General features: G+C 64.6%; 17 protein-coding genes. 9 read left to right on the top strand and 8 right to left on the bottom strand.

Features of this window, described 5'->3' with window-relative positions; genetic code table 11:
- Positions 1-39: 39 nt before the first annotated feature.
- On the bottom strand, positions 40-564 hold the full coding sequence (locus ACUXV1_RS10855; RefSeq protein WP_446015395.1) for a hypothetical protein: 525 nt from the start codon (positions 562-564) through the stop codon (positions 40-42).
- 401 nt (positions 565-965) lie between these two features.
- Positions 966-1,901, bottom strand: coding sequence for a LysR family transcriptional regulator (locus ACUXV1_RS10850; RefSeq protein WP_043634192.1), 936 nt, complete (start codon positions 1,899-1,901; stop codon positions 966-968).
- 94 nt (positions 1,902-1,995) lie between these two features.
- Here ACUXV1_RS10850 and ACUXV1_RS10845 point away from each other — a divergent pair, with 94 nt between their 5' ends.
- From ACUXV1_RS10845 to prfH, 3 genes are all read left to right on the top strand, one after another.
- Positions 1,996-2,769 (top strand): NAD(P)H-dependent oxidoreductase, encoded by a 774-nt coding sequence (locus ACUXV1_RS10845; protein ID WP_446015394.1) that lies wholly within the window; start codon positions 1,996-1,998, stop codon positions 2,767-2,769.
- Between the two features lie 331 nt (positions 2,770-3,100).
- Positions 3,101-4,225 carry an RNA ligase RtcB family protein gene (locus ACUXV1_RS10840; RefSeq protein ID WP_446015393.1) on the top strand — a complete coding sequence of 375 codons (1,125 nt, stop codon included), beginning with the start codon at positions 3,101-3,103 and terminating at the stop codon, positions 4,223-4,225.
- Positions 4,225-4,842, top strand: a complete 618-nt coding sequence (gene prfH, locus ACUXV1_RS10835) for a peptide chain release factor H (protein ID WP_081556641.1) — start codon at positions 4,225-4,227, stop codon at positions 4,840-4,842. Before ACUXV1_RS10840 ends, prfH begins: the two co-directional genes overlap by 1 nt.
- A 25-nt stretch (positions 4,843-4,867) precedes the next feature.
- On the opposite strand, the gene ACUXV1_RS10830 is transcribed toward prfH, so the two are convergent.
- Complete coding sequence (locus ACUXV1_RS10830; RefSeq protein ID WP_446015392.1) at positions 4,868-6,823, bottom strand: oxidoreductase; 1,956 nt, start codon at positions 6,821-6,823, stop codon at positions 4,868-4,870.
- 137 nt (positions 6,824-6,960) lie between these two features.
- Here ACUXV1_RS10830 and ACUXV1_RS10825 point away from each other — a divergent pair, with 137 nt between their 5' ends.
- Positions 6,961-7,545, top strand: a complete 585-nt coding sequence (locus tag ACUXV1_RS10825; RefSeq protein ID WP_446015391.1) for a cupin domain-containing protein — start codon at positions 6,961-6,963, stop codon at positions 7,543-7,545.
- A 465-nt stretch (positions 7,546-8,010) separates the two neighbouring features.
- Entirely contained in the window at positions 8,011-9,045 is a 1,035-nt protein-coding gene (locus ACUXV1_RS10820) for an ABC transporter substrate-binding protein (protein ID WP_081556609.1), read from the top strand.
- Positions 9,046-9,069: 24 nt separating this feature from the next.
- Here ACUXV1_RS10820 and ACUXV1_RS10815 read toward each other — a convergent pair whose 3' ends face one another.
- The 3 genes from ACUXV1_RS10815 to ACUXV1_RS10805 all read right to left on the bottom strand — a co-directional run bounded on the left by ACUXV1_RS10815 (position 9,070) and on the right by ACUXV1_RS10805 (position 11,633).
- On the bottom strand, positions 9,070-9,222 hold the full coding sequence (locus tag ACUXV1_RS10815; RefSeq protein WP_370624304.1) for a carbohydrate-binding protein: 153 nt from the start codon (positions 9,220-9,222) through the stop codon (positions 9,070-9,072).
- 36 nt (positions 9,223-9,258) lie between these two features.
- Positions 9,259-10,122 (bottom strand): nucleotidyltransferase domain-containing protein, encoded by an 864-nt coding sequence (locus ACUXV1_RS10810; protein ID WP_203391069.1) that lies wholly within the window; start codon positions 10,120-10,122, stop codon positions 9,259-9,261.
- Between the two features lie 284 nt (positions 10,123-10,406).
- Positions 10,407-11,633, bottom strand: coding sequence for an RtcB family protein (locus ACUXV1_RS10805; RefSeq protein WP_203391070.1), 1,227 nt, complete (start codon positions 11,631-11,633; stop codon positions 10,407-10,409).
- A gap of 546 nt (positions 11,634-12,179) precedes the next feature.
- On the opposite strand from ACUXV1_RS10805, the gene rtcR reads away from it, so the two are divergent.
- From rtcR to ACUXV1_RS10785, 4 genes are all read left to right on the top strand, one after another.
- Positions 12,180-13,772 (top strand): RNA repair transcriptional activator RtcR, encoded by a 1,593-nt coding sequence (gene rtcR, locus ACUXV1_RS10800; RefSeq protein ID WP_203391071.1) that lies wholly within the window; start codon positions 12,180-12,182, stop codon positions 13,770-13,772.
- Positions 13,773-13,850: 78 nt separating this feature from the next.
- On the top strand, positions 13,851-14,183 hold the full coding sequence (locus tag ACUXV1_RS10795) for a metal-sulfur cluster assembly factor (protein WP_337882444.1): 333 nt from the start codon (positions 13,851-13,853) through the stop codon (positions 14,181-14,183).
- Positions 14,180-15,271 (top strand): hypothetical protein, encoded by a 1,092-nt coding sequence (locus ACUXV1_RS10790; RefSeq protein WP_446015390.1) that lies wholly within the window; start codon positions 14,180-14,182, stop codon positions 15,269-15,271. Before ACUXV1_RS10795 ends, ACUXV1_RS10790 begins: the two co-directional genes overlap by 4 nt.
- Positions 15,272-15,488: 217 nt before the next feature.
- Entirely contained in the window at positions 15,489-16,241 is a 753-nt protein-coding gene (locus ACUXV1_RS10785; RefSeq protein WP_081556013.1) for a substrate-binding periplasmic protein, read from the top strand.
- A 443-nt stretch (positions 16,242-16,684) separates the two neighbouring features.
- Here the strand turns inward: ACUXV1_RS10785 and pgaD are convergent, their stop codons facing one another.
- Positions 16,685-17,158 carry a poly-beta-1,6-N-acetyl-D-glucosamine biosynthesis protein PgaD gene (gene pgaD / locus ACUXV1_RS10780; RefSeq protein WP_081556014.1) on the bottom strand — a complete coding sequence of 158 codons (474 nt, stop codon included), beginning with the start codon at positions 17,156-17,158 and terminating at the stop codon, positions 16,685-16,687.
- Positions 17,155-18,402: a poly-beta-1,6-N-acetyl-D-glucosamine synthase gene (pgaC, locus tag ACUXV1_RS10775; RefSeq protein ID WP_043634213.1), complete on the bottom strand. Its 1,248-nt coding sequence runs from the start codon at positions 18,400-18,402 to the stop codon at positions 17,155-17,157. The genes pgaD and pgaC overlap by 4 nt, the downstream gene beginning before the upstream one ends.
- Positions 18,403-18,497: the final 95 nt, after the last annotated feature.

Raw genomic sequence — 18,497 nt, 5'->3', positions numbered from 1 at the left:
CCTTGTCTCGCTCTAGCTCGCAAGATCGTAAACAGGTTCTTAGCTCCTCTTCTTCCGCCTCGGCTTCCGCTGCAAGGTTTCCAGCTCATCCAGGCTGAGATGGAAGCGTTGCATCGCCTCCACGTGCTGCGCCAGGTCCACCTGTTGCGCCCCCAAGTTCAGCAGTATCTCCAGATAGTTGAAGAAGCTTTTGCACATGCTGCGGCGGTGGCTGCGGTCGCTGAAATCCATATCGCTGGCAATGCGGAACAGCAGCCCGCGCGCAGCGTGCTGGCGGTTGAGTTTCAGCATCTGCGCCAGGTGGGCGGCGTACTGACGGCCCAAGGCGCAGGCTTCAAATTCATCCTTGACTTCGGCCGGCTGCCAATAATGCGGATAGGTGCGGCCAGCAATGCGGCGGATGAAGGGCAGGCTGAGGTCTTTGGCATGGGGGCCGGCAAAACGGTAACGGGAGCGCGGCCCTAGCGGCGGGAGTTGGGATACGGAATCCAGGCGGGTATCTTGGGTTTCAGTAGCGGACGAAGTGAGTTCGATGCCTAGCACCGGACGGACTAGCTTTACCATTTGCAACCTCCTGAGCAGAAGGGCCCGGCCGCAAGGCGGCAGGGCGGGCACATGACAAGAGTTGGTCTACCGGTGAGCTCTTACGAAAGCCGGCGCGCCCATCAGGGCGCCACTTGCCACGGCCCGCCCGAATAGGCAAAGCAATGGCAACGGATACGCTGTAGAAACAGCGCATCCGCTAAGAACTCATAATCGGGAGACCAATCCCGAGCACCGCGATTGCTGCGGCGCGGGGGCTATTGTTGGGGAGGAGCGGGAGGGCGTCAAGCCGGCGGGGTCCGACAAGAGTAGCCGTGCACCGAGTGCCGTGCGTGGCAGGCCATGTACCCTAAACATCATCTGCGCAGCCGATTCAATGTCTTGAACAATACTTCCGATCAGAAAAGGTCGTAAACAGATACTTAAGAGAGAGGCACCGCATCCGCCGCCGAGCCCGCCTGAGCATTAACCAGGGTAACGATGAAGTCCCGCATCCAGCGATGGCCGGGGTGCTGCTGGGTGCGGTCATGCCAGACCATGCCCACTTCAAAGCTTTCCGTGGGCAGCGGAAACTCCACTTGTTTTAGCGCGTCGCCGCGGTCTTGCACCAGGCGCTGCGGCACCAGCGCGACAAAGTCGGACTGCGCCACCATTTCCGGCACAAACAGGAAGGACGCGGCGGACAAGACCACGTTGCGGCGCAGGCCCAGCGCCGCCAGCGTGCGGTCCACCGGGGTGAAGAAGCCGTTGCCGTCCAAGGACACGATGACGTGGTCCAGCGCCGCGTATTCTTCCACGCTCAGCCCCTCCTTCAGGGCGGGGTGGTCGCGGCGGCCAATCAGCACATAGTGTTCGTCAAACAGCCGGCAGCTGTTCAGTTTGGACGGGGCGGCCGGCGGGGTGAGCAGCGCCAGGTCCAGATCGCCCTGCTCCAGCTGCGCCTCTAGCCGGTGCGGGTCCAGCGTGCGCACCGCCACCCGCACGCCGGGCGCGCTTTTGTGCAGTTCCCGCGCCAGCGGGATCAGCAGCGCGGCTTGCAGGTAATCGGTGCAGGCGATAGCCACGGTAAGGTCCGCGCTGGCCGGTTCAAAGTCCTGATGTCCGGCCACGGTGGCGCGCACTTCGTTCAGCGCCTTGCGCAAGGGCTCGAACATTTCCAGCGCCTTGGCCGTGGGGTACATGCCGCGGTGGACGGTCACCAGCAGCGGATCGTCAAACAATTCGCGCAGGCGGTTCAATTGCGCGCTCACCGCCGGCTGGCTCAAGCTCAGCCGCGCGGCCGCGCGCGTCACGTTCTGTTCCACCAGCAAGGCTTCCAGCGTTACCAGCAGATTGAGGTCGAGTCGTTTGGTATCCATCTGATGAATAGTAAGCAATAAAAACCGTGATTTCACGAATTGTTGACCACGCGTCAGACTGACGGCTTTCCACCTTTAAACGCTTGGAGGCCGCATGAACCGACACGCCCTGATCATCCACGCCCACCCGGACCCGGCGTCGCTAACCGCCCAATTCGCCGCGCTGGCGCGGCAGACCTTGCAACAGCAGGGCTGCGAGGTCATGGAGTCCGATCTCTACGCAATGAGCTGGAAAGCCGGCGCCGACGCGCAGGATTTCCCGGACCGGATCAATCCACAGCGCTTATTCCTGATCTCCGAATCCCAGCACGCTTACGCCAATGGCCGGCAGAGCGCCGATGTGGCGGCCGAACAGCAAAAACTGCTGGCGGCGGACTTGGTGATCATGCTGTTTCCGCTGTGGTGGTACGGCTTGCCCGCCTTGCTCAAAGGTTGGATTGACCGAGTCTACGCTTACGGCTTCGCCTATGGCTATCGCAACGAAGGCAACCGCTGGCGCTACGGCGACGGCGCGCTGAGCGGCAAGCGCGCAATGCTAGCCGCGATGGTGGGCGGGCCGGAGCGGGACTACGGCCCGCGCGGCATCAACGGGCCGCTGGAGCAACTGTTGTTTCCCGTGACACATGGCTGCCTGTTCTACCCCGGCATGGAGGTGCTGCCCACCCATGCGGTGTACGACGCCAACCGTCTTTCCGCCACCGATATGGACGCGGCCAAGGACGCCTGGCGGCAAAGACTGCTTGGGGTGTGGGATGAAGCGCCGATTCCCTTCCGCCGCCAGAACGGCGGCGATTACCCGGACGGCCACACTTTGGGCGAGCAGGTCGCCGCCGGCGCCAGCGGGCTGACAGCGCATATCGCCGGCTGATGGCACTGCCGCGGCGCATGCGTATTGCATCGCCGTGGCTTCTGCGTTACCATGCTGGCCTTTCTTTAATCACGCAGCCAAGGAGACCTTCATGCGGCATACAGCATCCTTCCTGGCAGAGCGCGCCCAAGCTTGATCGATTCCCCCACGCCCGGCATTGCCGCCGCGCGCGTCGAATGGCCTCCGGCCCCGGCTCTGCCCTAGCCAACTCATTTCCTTCAATACCGTTTTACTGAACCCTCCGGCTCAGGACCGCATTGCGCCTGCGCGCTCGTTGCGCCAGGCCGCCGCCGTCGCGCCGGATTGGGTGGGATTACTCATGGGCAATTGCATGCAAACCCTGTCCGAGACCGTCACTCTGCTGGCCTCGGACGACACTTGGATCGAGGGCGCCGCGATCCAGCAACTTCACACTAGCGCCGCGCTGCCGGGCATGGCCCGCGTGGCCGGCATGCCGGACCTGCACCCCGGCCGCGGCTATCCGGTGGGCGCCGCCTTCTTCGCCGTCGGCCGCGTGTATCCAGCCTTGATCGGCGGGGATATCGGCTGCGGCATGGCGCTGTGGCGCACGGATCTCGCCGTAAGCAAATTGAGCGCGGACAAACTGGACAAGCGGCTGGGCAATCTGGACGGCCCGCTGGGTGAGGACTGGCGCGAACGGGTGGCGGCGCTGGCGCTGCCGGCCAGCGGTTTCGACAGCGCGCTGGGCACCATAGGCGGCGGCAATCATTTCGCCGAGCTGCAACGCGTGGACCGGATTTACGACGCCGAGCGCGCCGCCGGGCTGGCGCTGGACCCCAAGCGGCTGTTGCTGCTGGTGCATAGCGGTTCTCGCGGCCTGGGCCAGGCCATTCTGCGCGAGCAGGTGGACCGCCACGGCCATGCCGGCTTGCCGGAAGACTGCTCGGACTTCGCCGCCTACCTCACACGCCACAACGCCGGCCTGCGCTTCGCCGAGGCCAACCGGCTGCTGATTGCGCAGCGCATGCTGGAGCGACTGCGCGCCGACGGCGAAGCGCTGCTTGACGTCAACCACAACCTGGTGTCGCCGGCGCGCATAGGCGGCGTCGACGGCTGGCTGCACCGCAAGGGCGCCACGCCGGCAGATGCCGGCCTGGTGGCGATTCCCGGTTCGCGCGGGGATTTCACTTATCTGGTGGAGCCGCTGCCCAGCGAGCTGAGTCTGTTGTCGCTGGCGCATGGCGCCGGCCGAAAATGGATGCGCAGCGAGTGCAAGGACCGGCTGTCGCGGCGCTTCAGCCCGGCGCAGCTGGCGCGTACCCGCTTGGGTGGCCAGGTGATCTGCCAAGATCGCCAGTTGATCTACGAAGAAGCGCCGGAGGCTTACAAGCCGGTGGACAACATTGTCGACACCCTGGTCCAAGCCGGCCTGGTGCGGCCGCTGGCGCGGCTGGCGCCGGTGCTGACCTATAAAACCCGCGGGGAGTGCTGCTGATGATTCTGTTGCAATTTTCCGCCGCCCAGGGACCGGAGGAGTGCTGCCTGGCGGTGGCCAAGGCGCTGGCGCGCCTTCAGGCAGAAGCCGAGGCGCAAGGCGCGCGGCTGGAACTGCTGGAGCGGGAAGATGGCCCGCGGCCGGGCACACTGCGCTCGGCACTGTTGAGCCTGGAGGGCGAAGCCGCCGAGGCGCTGGCCACGCGATGGACCGGCACGCTGCAATGGCGGGCGGCCAGTCCTTACCGGCCGCGCCACCCGCGCAAAAACTGGTTCATCGGCGTGGCGCGCTGCCCGGAGCCAGCCGCCGAACTAGCCGGTGAAATTCGCTTCGAAACCCTGCGCGCTTCCGGCCCCGGCGGCCAGCACGTCAATCGTACGGAATCAGCGGTGCGCGCTACCCATTTGGCCAGCGGGATCAGCGTCAAGGTGCAGTCGGAACGCAGCCAGCACGCCAATAAGCGACTGGCGCTGCGCTTGATCGCACTGAAACTGGAACAACTGGCGGAGCGGGACCAGGCCGGCGCGCGCGCGGCGCGGCGCTTGCTGCACCATCAGGTGGCGCGCGGCAACCCCAGCCGGGTGTTCGTAGGCGAACGCTTCGAGACGCTGGATTGAAGCCACCAGGCGGCCGGACAGGCAGCTACAAACGCCAGCCCAGCCGCATGCCTTCATAGATGGCTTCTTCCGCGGTGCGCGGCACCAGGCAATCGCCTATGGCGTGCAGCTCGGCGCCGCAGCCGCTCAATTCCTCCAATAAACCATCCTCGGCCTGGTGCCCCTGACACAGCACCAGGCAGTCCACATCGCTTTCCACCATGGCTTCCTCGCTGGCGGTGTGCAGCAGATACACGCTGTCGTCGTCGTGGCCGTACAGCCGCGCGTACGGCGTTACCGCCACGCCAGCGCGCTGCAGTTGGCCGGCCAGGTGGTCGCGCACATACATTTGCAGCGCTTCGCCGGCGTGGGTGCCGTTGACCGCCAGCCTTACCTGATGGCCGGCGGCGGCCAGCCGCAGCGCGATGCCGGGGCCAATCCAGTCGCAGCGCCAGTCCGCCACCAGCACCTTGCCCCCTCTCACCGCTTCGCCGCGCAGCACTTGCCAGGCGTCCAGCACTTGCATTGCCCCCCCGCCTTCCAGCGCCGGCCAGCGCGGCCGCGCGCCGGTGGCCACCACTACCGCGTCCGGGGCCAGCCGCCGCACTAGTTCGCGGTCCACCCTGACGTTGCGCCTCACTTCCACGCCAGCCAGTTGCAGCTCCCGTTCCAGATTGGTGATCAGGCCGCCGAACTCGGCGCGGCCGGGCAGCAGTTGCGCCAGCAGCGCCTGGCCGCCCAGTTGCGGGCCCGCTTCGTACAGGCTGACCTGATGGCCGCGCTGCGCCGCGATCACCGCCGCCTTCATGCCGGCCGGGCCGCCGCCGGCCACTAGCACTCGCCGCGGCGCGGCGGCTGGCCGCAGTTCGCCGTATTCCAGTTCGCGGCCGCTTTGCGGGTGTTGGATGCAGGAGATGGGCAGGCCGCGGTGGAAGCGGCCGATGCAGGCCTGGTTGCAGCCTATGCAGGCGCGGATGTCGTCATGCCGGCCCTGCTCGGCCTTGGCCGGCAGTTCCGGGTCGCAAATCAGCGCGCGGGTCATGCCGCAGCCGTCGGCCTGCCCGCCGGCCAATAGTTGTTCTGCTTCCTGCGGCTGGTTGATGCGCCCGGCCAGCAACACCGGGATGCTCAGCGCGCGCTTGAAGCGCGCCGCTTGCTCCGCTAGGTAGGCGGCCGGCAACGCCATCGGCGGCGCGATGTGGATGGCCGCGCCCAGGGTGGCGGAGCTGCCGGCCACCAGGCTGACGTAGTCCAGTTCGCTCTCCAGCGCCCGCGTCGCCGCCAGCGCAAGCTCGGCGTCCATCCCCTCGCCTTCTTCCTCGCCGGCGGAAATGCGCAGACCCACCACAAAGCCCGGCCCGCCACCGGCACGGGCGGCGGCCACCGCTTCGCGCAGGAAGCGCAGCCGGCCGGCCTCGTCGCCGCCATAGCCGTCTTGGCGGCGGTTGACTTGGGGGTTGAGGAATTGCGCCGGCAAATAGCCGTGACTGGCGACGATCTCGGCGCCATCCACGCCGGCGGCGCGCAGCCGCCGCGCCGCCGCTCCGTAGCCAGCGATGATTTCGTCTATCATTTCGCGGCTCAGCGCGCGCGGCTGCACGTGGAAGCGCTCGCTGGGCGTCGCCGACGGCGCGTAGGCCACGCTCAGCAGACCATCGGCGCTTTCCATGATTTCGCGGCCGGGGTGGAACAGCTGGGCAAATAGCTTGCAGCCTTCGGCGTGCACGGCCTCGGCCAGTTGACGGTAGCCGGGCACGCAGCTGTCGTCGGTGGCCATCAAGGCGTGCGAGGTGTAGCGCGCGGTTTCGTGAACGCCGGAGACTTGCAACACGATCAGGCCGACGCCGCCGCGCGCCCGCGCCCGGTGGTAGGCCACCAGCGCTGGGCTGACCCGGCCATCCTCTGGCAGCACGGTGTCGTGGCCGGTGGACATGATACGATTCTTCAGCAGCGCCGGGCCGATGCGCAACGGGGAGAACAGCAAGGGGAACAAGGTGCTCATCGCGTGAACCTTTGATCGGGTTGGCGGACGCCATCGCAGTGGCGCTTTGATTTTGCTTAAATTAAAATTTATTGCAAATTTTTTTAATAAAATTCAAGCATGAACCGCGGCCAAGCGCCGTCGCACAGGATTTCATCGTGAGCAAAAACGCAACATCCGCCGCCGAGGCCCCGCTGCAGCTGGGCGCCCGCATCCGCCAACTACGCAAGCGCCAGGGCCTGACGCTGAGCCGGCTGGCCGAAACCAGCGGCCTGTCCGTGGGCCACATCAGCCTGATAGAACGCGAGCTGGCCCAGCCGTCCATCAATGCGCTGGTCAATATCGCGCGCAGCCTGGGGGTAACGGTGCAATGGTTTTTCAATGACTCCGCCGAGCAAGCCGAGGATGAGAAGGACTACATCGTGCGCCGTGAGCAGCGGCCGCGGCTGGACTACCAGAGCGGCTTCGTCGATCACTTGCTGACGCCCCGGAACCAGCGCCAGCTGGAGATGATCCATTGCCTGATCCCGCCCGGCGCCAGCTGCAACGAGGGCTATAGCCACAACGGCGAGGAGGCCGGCTTTGTGCTCAAGGGCTCGCTGGAATTGTTTGTGGGCGAGCGCCAGTTCCATCTGGAACAGGGCGACAGCTTCGCCTATTCCAGCAGCGAGCCGCACCGCTACCGCAACCCGGGCAGCGGCGAGACCATTGTGATATGGGTGATTACTCCCCCCAGCTTCTGAGAAGCTGTTCAAAGTCTGCTGCGCTGCCTCGCTCTTGCTCGCTAGATCGTAAACACGTTCCAAAAGCCCGTAGGATCTCCGCTGCGCATCGTAAGGCGTCCACGGCGAGTACCGCTTCGACAGACTCCCCCCCCAGCAAAGCCGCTCGCTCAGCGGCTTTCGCCCTCTCCCGCGCAGGCTTGCGCAGCGCCTGTCCCGCTCAAAGCCGGCCAGTGCCGCAACAAATTTTTAATAAAATCAAAATATAATTTACAGTTTTTTGATCGCTTCCTAGACTGTTCAATCCGGCAAGGCTAAAAGCCGCTAACAAAACCACGCAGAGAACCTGAGCCAAGGCGCGCCGACGCAGAAAACGAAGTTTCTGCGAAGCTACAGTACAAGTCGTACGACAAATCGGCGCAACGCAGGATCAGGGGTTGGGTTAGCGGATCTAAGCCGGCTCCGCAGCACAAGAGGAGATTGGTCATGAAACTGACGTATCTGAGCATCGCCGCCAGCCTGCTGGCCGGCGGCGTCGCCTCCGCCAGCGAACTGGTGGTAGTGTCCTATGGCGGCGAGAACCAGGCGGCGCAGTCGCGCGCCTATTACGCGCCCTATCAACGCCAAAGCGGCGTGCGCATCGTCGCGGACGCCTGGAACGGCGAGTTCGCCAAAATCAAGGCGATGGCGGCCACCGGCCGTGCGCGCTGGGACGCGGTGGAGGTGGACGCCGCGGCGCAGGGACGCGGCTGTGAGGAGGGCCTGCTGGAAAAGCTGGATTACAAACGGATAGGCGACAAGGCCGACTTCGTGCCGGGCGCGGCCCAGCCTTGCGCCATCGGCATGTTTCTGGCCTCCATGGTGCTGGCTTACAACGAAGACAAGCTGAAAACCGCGCCGCAAAGCTGGCGCGATTTCTGGGATGTGAAGCGCTTCCCCGGCAAGCGGGCTTTGCGCCGCGGCGCGGCCTACACGCTGGAGATCGCGCTGCTGGCGGACGGCGTGCCGCCCGCCCAGGTCTACAAAACCCTATCCACGCCGGCCGGAGTGGACCGCGCCTTTCGCAAGCTGGATCAGCTCAAGCCTTATATCCAATGGTGGGAAAGCGGCGCGCAGCCGCCGCAATACTTATTGTCCGGCGACGTGGTGATGAGTTCTTCCTACAACGGCCGCATCAGCCTGGCGCGGCGAGAGGGCCGCAAGCTGCGGATGGTATGGCTCAACAACATCAGCGAGTTCAGCTACTGGGCTATTCCCAAGGGCTCGCCCAACAAGGACGAGGCCTTGAAGTTCATCGCCTTCGCCAGCCGGCCGGAACAGCAAAAGCTGTATTCAGAGCAGATGCCTTACGGCCCCAGCAATCGCAAGGCGCTTAGCCTGCTGCCGGCCGCGGTCCAGGCGGACTTGCCCAGCCACCCGGCCAATATGGCCGGTTCGCTGGCAATGGACGCCGCGTTCTGGACCGACAACGGCGAGGCGCTGGAGCAGCGCTTCGCCAGTTGGGCGGCCAAGCGGCCGTAAACGGCGCCGCCCATCCCGCAAACCTTAATCGACCCGCCGCCGCAACGGCGGGTCCGTCAGGCTCAACTCAGGCCAGACCCCAGCGCGTAAAAGCCACGCCCGGCGTCCAGCGGGATTGGACCGATGAGCTTGCCGGCAGCGGTAAAGCAGGCCCTGATAGCTGACGCCGTCGCCCACTTGCCAAGCGTGCTCGTTCAGCCGCTCAGAACCTGTTTACGATCTGCTACGCGTCGTGAAACGCGGCTCGGTGAGTGCAACTTCAAAATGCTTCCGTTCATGGTCTAGCGGCTTGGCCAAGCGCCAAAGCGCCTGGTCCAGCCGCGCGCTGTCTCCACGAGGCGTTGGCAGCGCCGGCGCGGGTTCCGCCGCCGCCAATTGTTGTTCGATGAAGGCATGGATCCGCGGGCGGCGCGGTCCGCGCATGGACTCGCCGCAGGCGATCTTCACCGCCAACAGGCGGTTGATCTCAACCGCCAGCTCGGCGGCGTCCACAACCCCGGCGGCCAGTTGGGCGAAGCGCGTCGGCGGCATGCCTCGCCCGGCGTCCAGCCAGCGCACGGCCAGCAAAGCCCTCAGCACGTACAGGTATTTTTTCAGACAGATACTGTCGCCCTGCAGGTGAGCGTTGAAGTTCTTGCGCGCCATCGCCAGGTAGTGCCAGCGACACTTGAGGTCCGAGCGGAAGTCCGGCGCCAGCCCGCGCAGCAGGCGCAGGGCCTGCGGGTCCGCCCGGTACACCAGCGGCGATTGCAGCCATTCGCACAGCGTGGGATTGGAGCCTTGCAGCAGACGCAGCGCTTTGCGCAGCTCCCAACCGCTGATGTCCAGCTCATTGTTGATCGGCAGTTCGATCACGTCGCGCTGCGGCATCACGCGCAGATACCATTCCGGCTCGTGCACGTAGATGAAGCGCACGTCGTAATCGCTGTCGGGCGACGGAAAGCCCCAGGCGCGGCTGCCGGATTCGCAGGCATAAAGCACCCTCACCCGATGCCGCCGTTCCAGCGTGTCCAGTTCACGCCCCACCCGCTCGCGCATCGCGTCTTCCAGCGGGTGCTGAAATAAAAATTCTTGCATTGTCTCTATCTCCAGGCAGCCGCAGAGCTTCCAACCCTGTTGGCGCCTTTCTTTAGAACCTGTTTCCGATCCGCTCCGCGCAGGGAGATATCACACAGCAAACGCCGCCGCGAAATACCGATGCACCACTTGAACATTCCGCTTTTCCCTGGTTTCGCCTTGTTTCGCCCTTGCTCGCAAGATCGCAAACACGCTCTTTGAACCTGTTCAATGTCCGCCGCGCACCCGCCAAACGGCTAGCAAAGGACGTTAAAAAACGCGCGCGCCGGGCCGGGAACGGGCCTTCACCCTTTCACGCAGACCACCTGGCGCAAGGTATGCACCACTTCCACCAGGCTGGACTGCGCCGCCATCACCGCGTCGATGTCTTTGTAAGCCATCGGGATTTCGTCGATCACGTCGGCGTCCTTGCGGCATTCCACATGGGCGGTAGCTCGCCGCTGGTCTTCCAGATCGAAACGGCGCTTGGCTTCGGTGCGGCTCATCGCGCGGCCGGCTCCGTGGCTGCAGGAACAGAAAGCCTCCTCATTGCCCAGGCCGCGCACGATGAAGCTCTTGGCGCCCATGGAGCCGGGGATGATGCCCAGTTGGCCCTTGTGGGCGGCCACCGCGCCCTTGCGCGTCACTAGCACGTCTCGGCCAAAGTGGGTCTCGCGCTGCACGTAGTTGTGGTGGCAGTTCACCGCTTCCACTTCGGCGTCGAAGGGCTTGGCGATCACGCCGCGCGCGGCGTCCACCACATGGCGCATCATCAGTTGACGGTTTTGACGCGCATAGTCCTGAGCCCACCCCACGGCTTCCACGTAGTCGTTGAAATGAGAGCTGCCTTCTTTGAAATAAGCCAGTTCGCGGTGCGGCAAGTTGGCGATGTGCCGGCGCATATCCGCCTGGGCCAGTTCAATAAACAGGTTGCCGATGGCGTTGCCCACGCCGCGCGAACCAGAGTGCAGCATGAACCAGACCCGATCCGCCTCGTCCAGGCACACTTCGACGAAGTGATTGCCAGTGCCTAGCGTGCCCAGGTGGAGGTAGTTATTGGTTTTCGCCAGCTTGGGATATTTGGCCGCGATGGCGTCGAAGCCCGGCAGCAGCCGCGCCCAGGCGGCGTCCACGCCGGCCGGCGGTCGCTGCCAGGCGCCCTTGTCGCGCCCGGAGCGGGGGGAACTGCGGCCGTGCGGCACCGCGGCCTCGATGGCGCCGCGCAAACCGCCCAGTTGGTCCGGCAAATCCGCGGCGCTCAGCGTGGTACGCGCAGCCATCATTCCGCAGCCAATATCCACGCCCACCGCCGCAGGAATAACGGCGCCCACGGTGGGGATCACGCTGCCGATGGTGGAGCCCTTGCCCAGATGGACGTCCGGCATCACCGCCAGGTGCCGGAAGATAAAAGGCAGCTGCGCGGTTTGCAGCAGTTGCTCGCGGGCGGCGTCCTCCACCGGGACGCCTTGCGTCCACATCTTGATTGGCGCGCCATTGGGCGCTTGCAGGGTTTGGTAGGGATTCACGGTCATATTCTTGTCTTTCTTTGTGCATATCTGTTTTTAGAGCCGCTAACAGAACCGCGCAGCGTACCTGAGCCAAGGCGCGCCGACGCAGAAAACAAAGTTTCTGCGAAGCTACAGTACAAGTCGTACGACAAGGAGGCCCAACGCAGGATCAAGGGTTCTGTTAACGGGTCTTAGAGCCTGTTCACGATCTCGCGAGCAAGAGCGAGACAAGGCGAAAACGAGCGAAAAAGCGGAGTGGTCACGTGGTACATGAGCATTTTGAGCTTGTACTCACCGTGCAACGCTTCACGACGCGCAGCAGATCGTGAACAGGTTCTTAGCGCGCTGCCGGCGCGCTTCGCCCCAAGGGCGGACAGGCTTGCGCCTCCGCACCCATTTCGCTTATTGCCAGAATCGTGCCAGCTTGATGACAACTCAAAATAGAACCAACAAGCCATTGATTAAACAATAACAAACCTTCCACGAGGCAACCAATCTCCGTATTTTGAAGAAACACAGCCAAGTCTTTTTTGATAAAATATTCTATTAAATTATCCAAATAGATAAGATATGCGCGAAAGAGTGGCGATTGGTTTCCTGGGTACGGTGCTGGACCGGCGCGGCCACGGCACCGAGCGCTGGAAAAAATGGCGGCCCTCGGTGGGCATTTGCGCCCAGCCCGAAATGCCGCTGCGGCGGCTGGAATTGCTGCACGACAACCATCATTCTCGGCTGGCTCAGCTGACGGCGCAGGATATCGCCGCGGTGTCTCCGGGTACCGAAGTGCGGCTGCATGCAGTCAATCTGCAAGACCCGTGGGATTTCGAGGAGATGTACGCGGCGCTACACGATTTCGCCTTGCGCTACGCCTTCGACACCGAACGCGAGGATTACCTGGTCCACATCACCACCGGCACCCATGTGGCGCAGATTTGCTGGTTTCTACTCACCGAATCCCGTCACCTGCCGGCGCGGCTGCTGCAAAGCTCGCCGGCGCGCCAGGGCCAGCGGCTGGCCGGCGAGGTCAGCCTCATCGACCTGGATCTGTCGCGCTACGACCAGATCGCGCAACGTTTCCGCCAGGAGAGCGACGACACCGTGTCCTTTCTCAAGTCCGGCATCGCCACCCGCAACCCCCGCTTCAACCGCCTGATCGAGCAAATCGAGCGGGTGGCAGTGCGCTCCGACGCGCCCATCCTGCTCAGCGGCCCCACCGGCGCGGGCAAGAGCCAGCTGGCGCGCCGGCTCTACCAGCTGAAAAAAACGCGTCATCGGCTGGATGGCCGCTTTGTCGAAGTCAATTGCGCCACCCTGCGCGGCGACAGCGCGATGTCGGCCCTGTTCGGTCATGTGAAGGGCGCCTTCACCGGCGCGCACGCGGAACGCTTCGGTCTGTTGCGCAGCGCGGACGGCGGCATGCTGTTTCTGGACGAGATAGGCGAACTGGGACTAGACGAACAGGCGATGCTGCTCAAGGCCATAGAAGAAAAGCGCTTCTTCCCCTTTGGCAGCGATTGCGAGGTGCACAGCAATTTCCAGTTGATTTGCGGCACGGTGCGGGACTTGCGCCAATGGGTGCGCGCCGGCCGTTTCCGCGAGGATTTGTACGCGCGCATCAATCTATGGAGCTTCGACTTGCCCGGCCTGGCCGAACGCCGTGAGGACATCGAACCCAATCTGGAGTTCGAACTGGCGCGCCACGCTGAGCAACATGGCCAACGCGCCCGCTTCAACGCCGAGGCGCGCCGCGCCTACCTCGCCTTCGCCGCGTCTCCGCAAGCGCGCTGGCAAGGCAATTTCCGCGAACTGTCCGCCTCGGTCACGCGGATGGCCACGCTGGCCGACGCCGGCCGCATTGACGAGGAAGGCGTCAACGAGGAAATCGCGCGGCTGCGCCACGGTTGGCAAGAGCAAGCGTCGGACGAGGCCCTGGCGGCGCTCGACCCGGAGCGTCTGACGCGGCTGGACCTGTTCGACCGCATGCAATTGGAAGGCGTGCTGCGCGTCTGCCGCGACGCCGCCTCGCTGTCCGAGGCCGGCCGCCGGCTGTTCGCCGCCTCGCGTCAGCTCAAAAGCCAGCCCAACGACGCGGACCGGCTGCGCAAATATCTGGCGCGCTTCGGCCTGGATTGGGAGCAGGTGCGCCGCCGCGATTTAGGCTGAACGGCCTATTGCCCGTCCGCCGCCGCCAGCGTAGCATTCATAAGGTGTAAAAAATATATACCTTAAAAGGCGACCACCATGCCGGACCCGCTCTCAACCGAACAGCAACAGGAAGTGGACTTGGCGCGCAACTTGCTGCGCCAGGTCATAGACCCGGAAATCGGCGTCAACATCATCGACCTTGGCCTGGTCTATCGCATCGACCCGCAAGCCGAACATTTGTTGATCGAGATGACCATGACCTCGCCCGCCTGCCCCATGGGCGAAATGATCATGGATGAAGTGGAATTCGCGCTCACTCACGGTCTGCCGCCGCAGCGTCGCATCCATGTCAACCTGGTTTGGGAGCCGACCTGGTCGCCGGAAAGGATGAGCGAGGACAGCCGCCGTCATTTCGGCTGGCGGGCATGAGCGCCCGGCTGCCCTGGCTGGGCCTGGCCGCGCTGTCCCTGTTCTGCGGCGCGCTGGCCGGCCTGGCTCGCCTGGGCTGGGCTGCCCCCGCCGCGACCGCGGCGCTGGCCGGTTGGCACGGCGCGCTGATGATAGGCGCGTTCTTCGGCGGGGTAATCAGCCTGGAGCGGGCAGTGGCCTTGAACCGCCGGTGGGCCTTGCTTGCGCCGGCGGCCGCGGGACTGTCCGGCCTGAGCCTGATCGCCGGCCTGCCGCCGCTGACGGCGCAGTTGCTGCAGACGCTGGCCGCGGTTGTCTTGCTGGCCGGCGGCGTCCAGGTGCTGAGGCGTCAGGCCGCCGCTTTCACTCTGACCCTGGCCGCCGCCGCGCTGTGCTGGCTGATCGGCAACCTCGCCTGGCTGCTGGGCAGCGATTTGCAAGCGGCCATCCCCTGGTGGCTGGCCTTTCTGGTTCTGACCATTGCCGGCGAACGGCTGGAGCTGACCCGCTTACTGCCGCTTGCGCCGTCGGCCCGGCGCGGCTTCGCGTTAGCGGCCCTGGCGCTGGGCGGCGGCGCGGCGCTGTCCCTATGGCAGCCGGACGCCGGTCTGAGGCTGTACGCGGCGGCCTTGTTGGCGCTAGCCGTCTGGTTGCTGCGACACGACATCGCCCGGCGCAACGCGCGCCAGCAGGGGCTGACCCGCTACATCGCCGTCGCCCTGCTCTGCGGCTACGGCTGGCTGGCGGTGGCCGGCGCCTTGGGCCTGGCCGGCGCGCTGCTGCCCGGCCACCCTTGGCGAGACGCGGCCTTGCACGCGGTGGGCCTGGGCTTTGTGTTTTCCATGGTATTCGGGCACGCGCCCATCATCATCCCCGCGCTGACACGGCTGAAGCTGCCTTACCGCCCGCTGTTCTACGCGCCGCTGGCGGCCCTGCACCTGTCCTTGCTTCTGCGGCTGTACGGCATGCTGGACGGCGCTTTCGGCTGGCGGCGCGCGGCAGGCCTGCTCAATGCGCTGACCCTGTTGTTTTTCGTCGTCCTGCTGCTAAGCAGCTTGCGACGCGGCCGCGCCCCGGGGGATAGACTCCGGAAAGAAGCCACATCATGAAGCGACACCCCGCCTTGCCGGAATTGTCCCGCGAACACCACCTTGCCTTGAAAATGGCTCGCCAGGCCCGGCTGGCCGTCGAGTCCGACAATCCGGAACGGTAAGCGCAATTAGGCGTCGCGCTGGCGCCGCGCTAAAACCGCCCATTTGTCATCAAACAGGGGCTTTTGTCTGGCAAACTGCCATGCAGTGAACCATCACGCATAACGGACAAAAAATGGTCATACCGGGGACTCTCATCCGCCCGCTGCTGGCGGCGCTTGGCGTATGCTGGGCGCTGTCCGCCGCGGCGGCCGACATCAACGCCTATACCGAGGATCTACCACCGCTCAGCTATGTGGAAAACGGTAGGGTCAAGGGCTATGCCGCGGAGGCCTTGCGCCTGGTCGCGGCGGAGGCCGGGCTCAGCCTGGAAATTGAAGTTCAGCCCTGGCTGCGCGCATACGCCACGGTGCGGAAGACGCCGGACGCGCTGTTGTTCGCCATGGTGCGCACGCCGGAGCGGGAAACACAGTTCCAATGGGTGGGGCCGATAGGCCCGCGCCGCGTCTTCCTGTACCGGCTGTCCGCCCGCCGCGATATCCGCCTGGGCAGCGCGGCCGACGCGCGGCGCTATCGGGTGGGCGCGCTGGCCGGCTCCGCCGCCTTCAACCGGCTGGCGGCGCTAGACCCGCGGCGCGAAGGGCTGGACGCCGGCCAGGACGACGCGGCCAATCTGAACAAGCTGCTGCTGGACCGCGTCGATCTGGTGGCGATGCTGGATTGGGCGATGCGCTGGCATCTGGACAAGCTGAAGCTGCCGCCGCGCACGGCCGCGCCGGCTTATTTGCTGGACGGCGGGGGGCAATACTGGTTCGCGCTCAATCCGGACACGCCGCCGCAGCGCGTCCTGCGTTTGCAGAAAGCCTTGAACCGCGTTGTCGCGGACGGCCGGCTGCGGCTGTTGCGCCGGCGCTATCTGGGCGATTAAGAGCCGCTAACAAAACCGCGCAGAGAACCTGAGCCCAGTACCCGTAGTACGCCAAGGAGGCACAACGCAGGATCAAGGGTCTTGTTAGAACCTGTTTACGATCCGCTGTGCGTCGTGGAGCGGGTGAGTACGGCTTCGAAATGCTCATGTACCATGTGTACACTCCGCTTTCTCAGCCGTTTTCGTCTTGTCCGCCTTAGCTCGCGAGATCGTAAACACGTTCTTAGCGGGTCTAAGCCGTGCGAAACCGGGCGGCGCCAGCTTGTCGCTGCTGGACCTGGCCACATCCTTCGCCCTGCTCTACCACGGGCTGTCGGCCAGATTGGGATGGAGGAGGAAGTGGAGTCGCAGCACTTCGCCTATAGCACGCTGTGCGCCGACGCGGCCGCCTGGGCCGTGTTGCTGGCCTTGCTTGCGGCTGCCTTTGTTCGGCGGCGGGCGATTCAAGCGGGCGGCGGCAACCGCGTCACGGTTTCGATACGGGCGATGCCGCCCTCGTTGCAATGGTGGACCACCACCACTTTGGCGGCCTGGCCCTCGCGCAGCTCGTCCGGCGGCAAGCCCAGGTCTTCCGCCAATTTCTCCAAAGCGACGTTGGGGATCGGGCTGCGTTTCTGCTTGCCGGTGAAGCGCCAGTAATTGATGCGCGACCAAAGTAGCAGGCATAAGCCAATCAGCGCGATCTCTAAGCCGTAGTCGCGCAGCTTGTCCAGATGTTCCGGAGCGTCCTCCGCGCGGAGCGCCGCCGGCAACACGTCCCGGCCCCAGATCAGGTAGCCGACATAGGCCAGGGCCGGCAGCCACAGATAAAGCCACGCCAGCCAGCACACCAGGGTCATCAGCCAGGACAGCAGCCGCTGTAAGGCGCTCATATTGTGCGAGGCCTGGATAATCAGGCCGTCTCCCAGCCGGCTCATGCCCTCACTCCCCGGTCCGGGCTGACCCAGCGCGCGCGCTTGCCCTTTTTGCGGAACACGGCCTGCGGGAAAGCCACGATCGTGGTGCAGACGTTCAGCAGCCAGTAGACCAGCGGATACCACACCATCCAATAGTAGTTCTTGCCCAGTTTGGCGTCGTACTGGCTATCCATCATCTTGCTGATCATGAACTGCAACATGCAAGTGCCGCCCAGCACCATGCCGTGCCAGCGCGGGATCAGCGGCGTGCCGATCTGGGGCAACCAGTCGCCCAACACCAGGCTCAGCAGCCAGTACGCGATGATCCCGGCCATGGTGTAGGACCACACCACGCTGAGGAAGTATTCGGAGTATACCGGCCACATATGGCGGTGCCGCCAAGTGCGCAACACCCAGGCGTTGCGCATCAGCGCCTGGGTGCCGCCCTTGGCCCAGCGCAGCCGCTGCTTCCACAGCCCGCGCAGGGTTTCCGGCATCAATATCCACACCAGCGCGCGCGGTTCGAAGCGCACGTTCCAGTGCTTGAGCTGGAGTTTCCAGCTGATGTCGATATCCTCGGTCAGCATGTCCTCGCTCCAGTAACCCGCCTGGTAAACCGCGGTCTTGCGGAAGGCGGTGATCACGCCGGACACGGTGAACAATCTGCCGTAAGTGCGTTGCGCTCGCTTGATCAAGCCAATGATGGCGGTGAACTCCCCCACTTGCAGCCGCCCCAACAAGGTGGTGCGGTTGCGGATGCGGGGATTGCCGGTGACCGCGCCCACGCGCGGCGAGGTCAGGAAATGGCGCATCAGCCATTTGCCCGCGTACGGGTCCAGCAGCGCGTCGCCGTCTATGCACAGCAGGTATTCGTGGCGTGCCAGCGCCAGCGCGGTGTTGAGCCCCACCGCCTTGCCCTGATTGGTGGCCTGGTGCACTACGCGCAGCCTTGGATGCGCGGCGGCCAATTCGTCCAGGATGGCTCCGGTGGCGTCCCGGCTGCCGTCGTTGACCGCGATCACTTCGAAGTCCGGATAGTCCAGCGCCAGCGCGTAAGCCAAAGTCTCGCGCACGTTGTCTTCCTCGTTGTAGCAAGGCACCACCACGCTCAGGGGCGGATAATCCAGCACTGGCGGCTGGTTCAGCGGCGGATCTTTTCTTTCGTAGTGGAGGTAGTAATGCACCGCCCCCACCATCCACAAATACGCCATGAACAACGGATAAAAAAAGGCATATGCCAGCAGCAATATCAATGCCAGGTCCACAACACGTCTCCTCGCCCCTTGATGCGATGAATCATCAATCGCCTAATGGTTCCACCGCCGCATGGGCGGGGCCCGCCTCCAGCCGCGGCGCGCCT

This window comes from Chromobacterium sp. W521 (assembly GCF_052805975.1).
This window is presented reverse-complemented; position numbering and strand designations above follow the sequence as displayed.

Bases quoted from the DNA above. Each gene is read 5' to 3' on its own strand.
- ACUXV1_RS10795 (WP_337882444.1), top strand. From the start codon at position 13,851: ATGCCGGACCCGCTCTCAACCGAACAGCAACAGGAAGTGGACTTGGCG.
- ACUXV1_RS10855 (WP_446015395.1), bottom strand. From the start codon at position 564: ATGGTAAAGCTAGTCCGTCCGGTGCTAGGCATCGAACTCACTTCGTCC.
- ACUXV1_RS10810 (WP_203391069.1), bottom strand. From the start codon at position 10,122: ATGCAAGAATTTTTATTTCAGCACCCGCTGGAAGACGCGATGCGCGAG.
- prfH (WP_081556641.1), top strand. From the start codon at position 4,225: ATGATTCTGTTGCAATTTTCCGCCGCCCAGGGACCGGAGGAGTGCTGC.
- ACUXV1_RS10840 (WP_446015393.1), top strand. From the start codon at position 3,101: ATGCAAACCCTGTCCGAGACCGTCACTCTGCTGGCCTCGGACGACACT.
- ACUXV1_RS10845 (WP_446015394.1), top strand. From the start codon at position 1,996: ATGAACCGACACGCCCTGATCATCCACGCCCACCCGGACCCGGCGTCG.
- ACUXV1_RS10830 (WP_446015392.1), bottom strand. From the start codon at position 6,823: ATGAGCACCTTGTTCCCCTTGCTGTTCTCCCCGTTGCGCATCGGCCCG.
- ACUXV1_RS10850 (WP_043634192.1), bottom strand. From the start codon at position 1,901: ATGGATACCAAACGACTCGACCTCAATCTGCTGGTAACGCTGGAAGCC.
- ACUXV1_RS10820 (WP_081556609.1), top strand. From the start codon at position 8,011: ATGAAACTGACGTATCTGAGCATCGCCGCCAGCCTGCTGGCCGGCGGC.
- ACUXV1_RS10805 (WP_203391070.1), bottom strand. From the start codon at position 11,633: ATGACCGTGAATCCCTACCAAACCCTGCAAGCGCCCAATGGCGCGCCA.
- pgaD (WP_081556014.1), bottom strand. From the start codon at position 17,158: ATGAGCCGGCTGGGAGACGGCCTGATTATCCAGGCCTCGCACAATATG.
- ACUXV1_RS10790 (WP_446015390.1), top strand. From the start codon at position 14,180: ATGAGCGCCCGGCTGCCCTGGCTGGGCCTGGCCGCGCTGTCCCTGTTC.
- rtcR (WP_203391071.1), top strand. From the start codon at position 12,180: ATGCGCGAAAGAGTGGCGATTGGTTTCCTGGGTACGGTGCTGGACCGG.
- ACUXV1_RS10785 (WP_081556013.1), top strand. From the start codon at position 15,489: ATGGTCATACCGGGGACTCTCATCCGCCCGCTGCTGGCGGCGCTTGGC.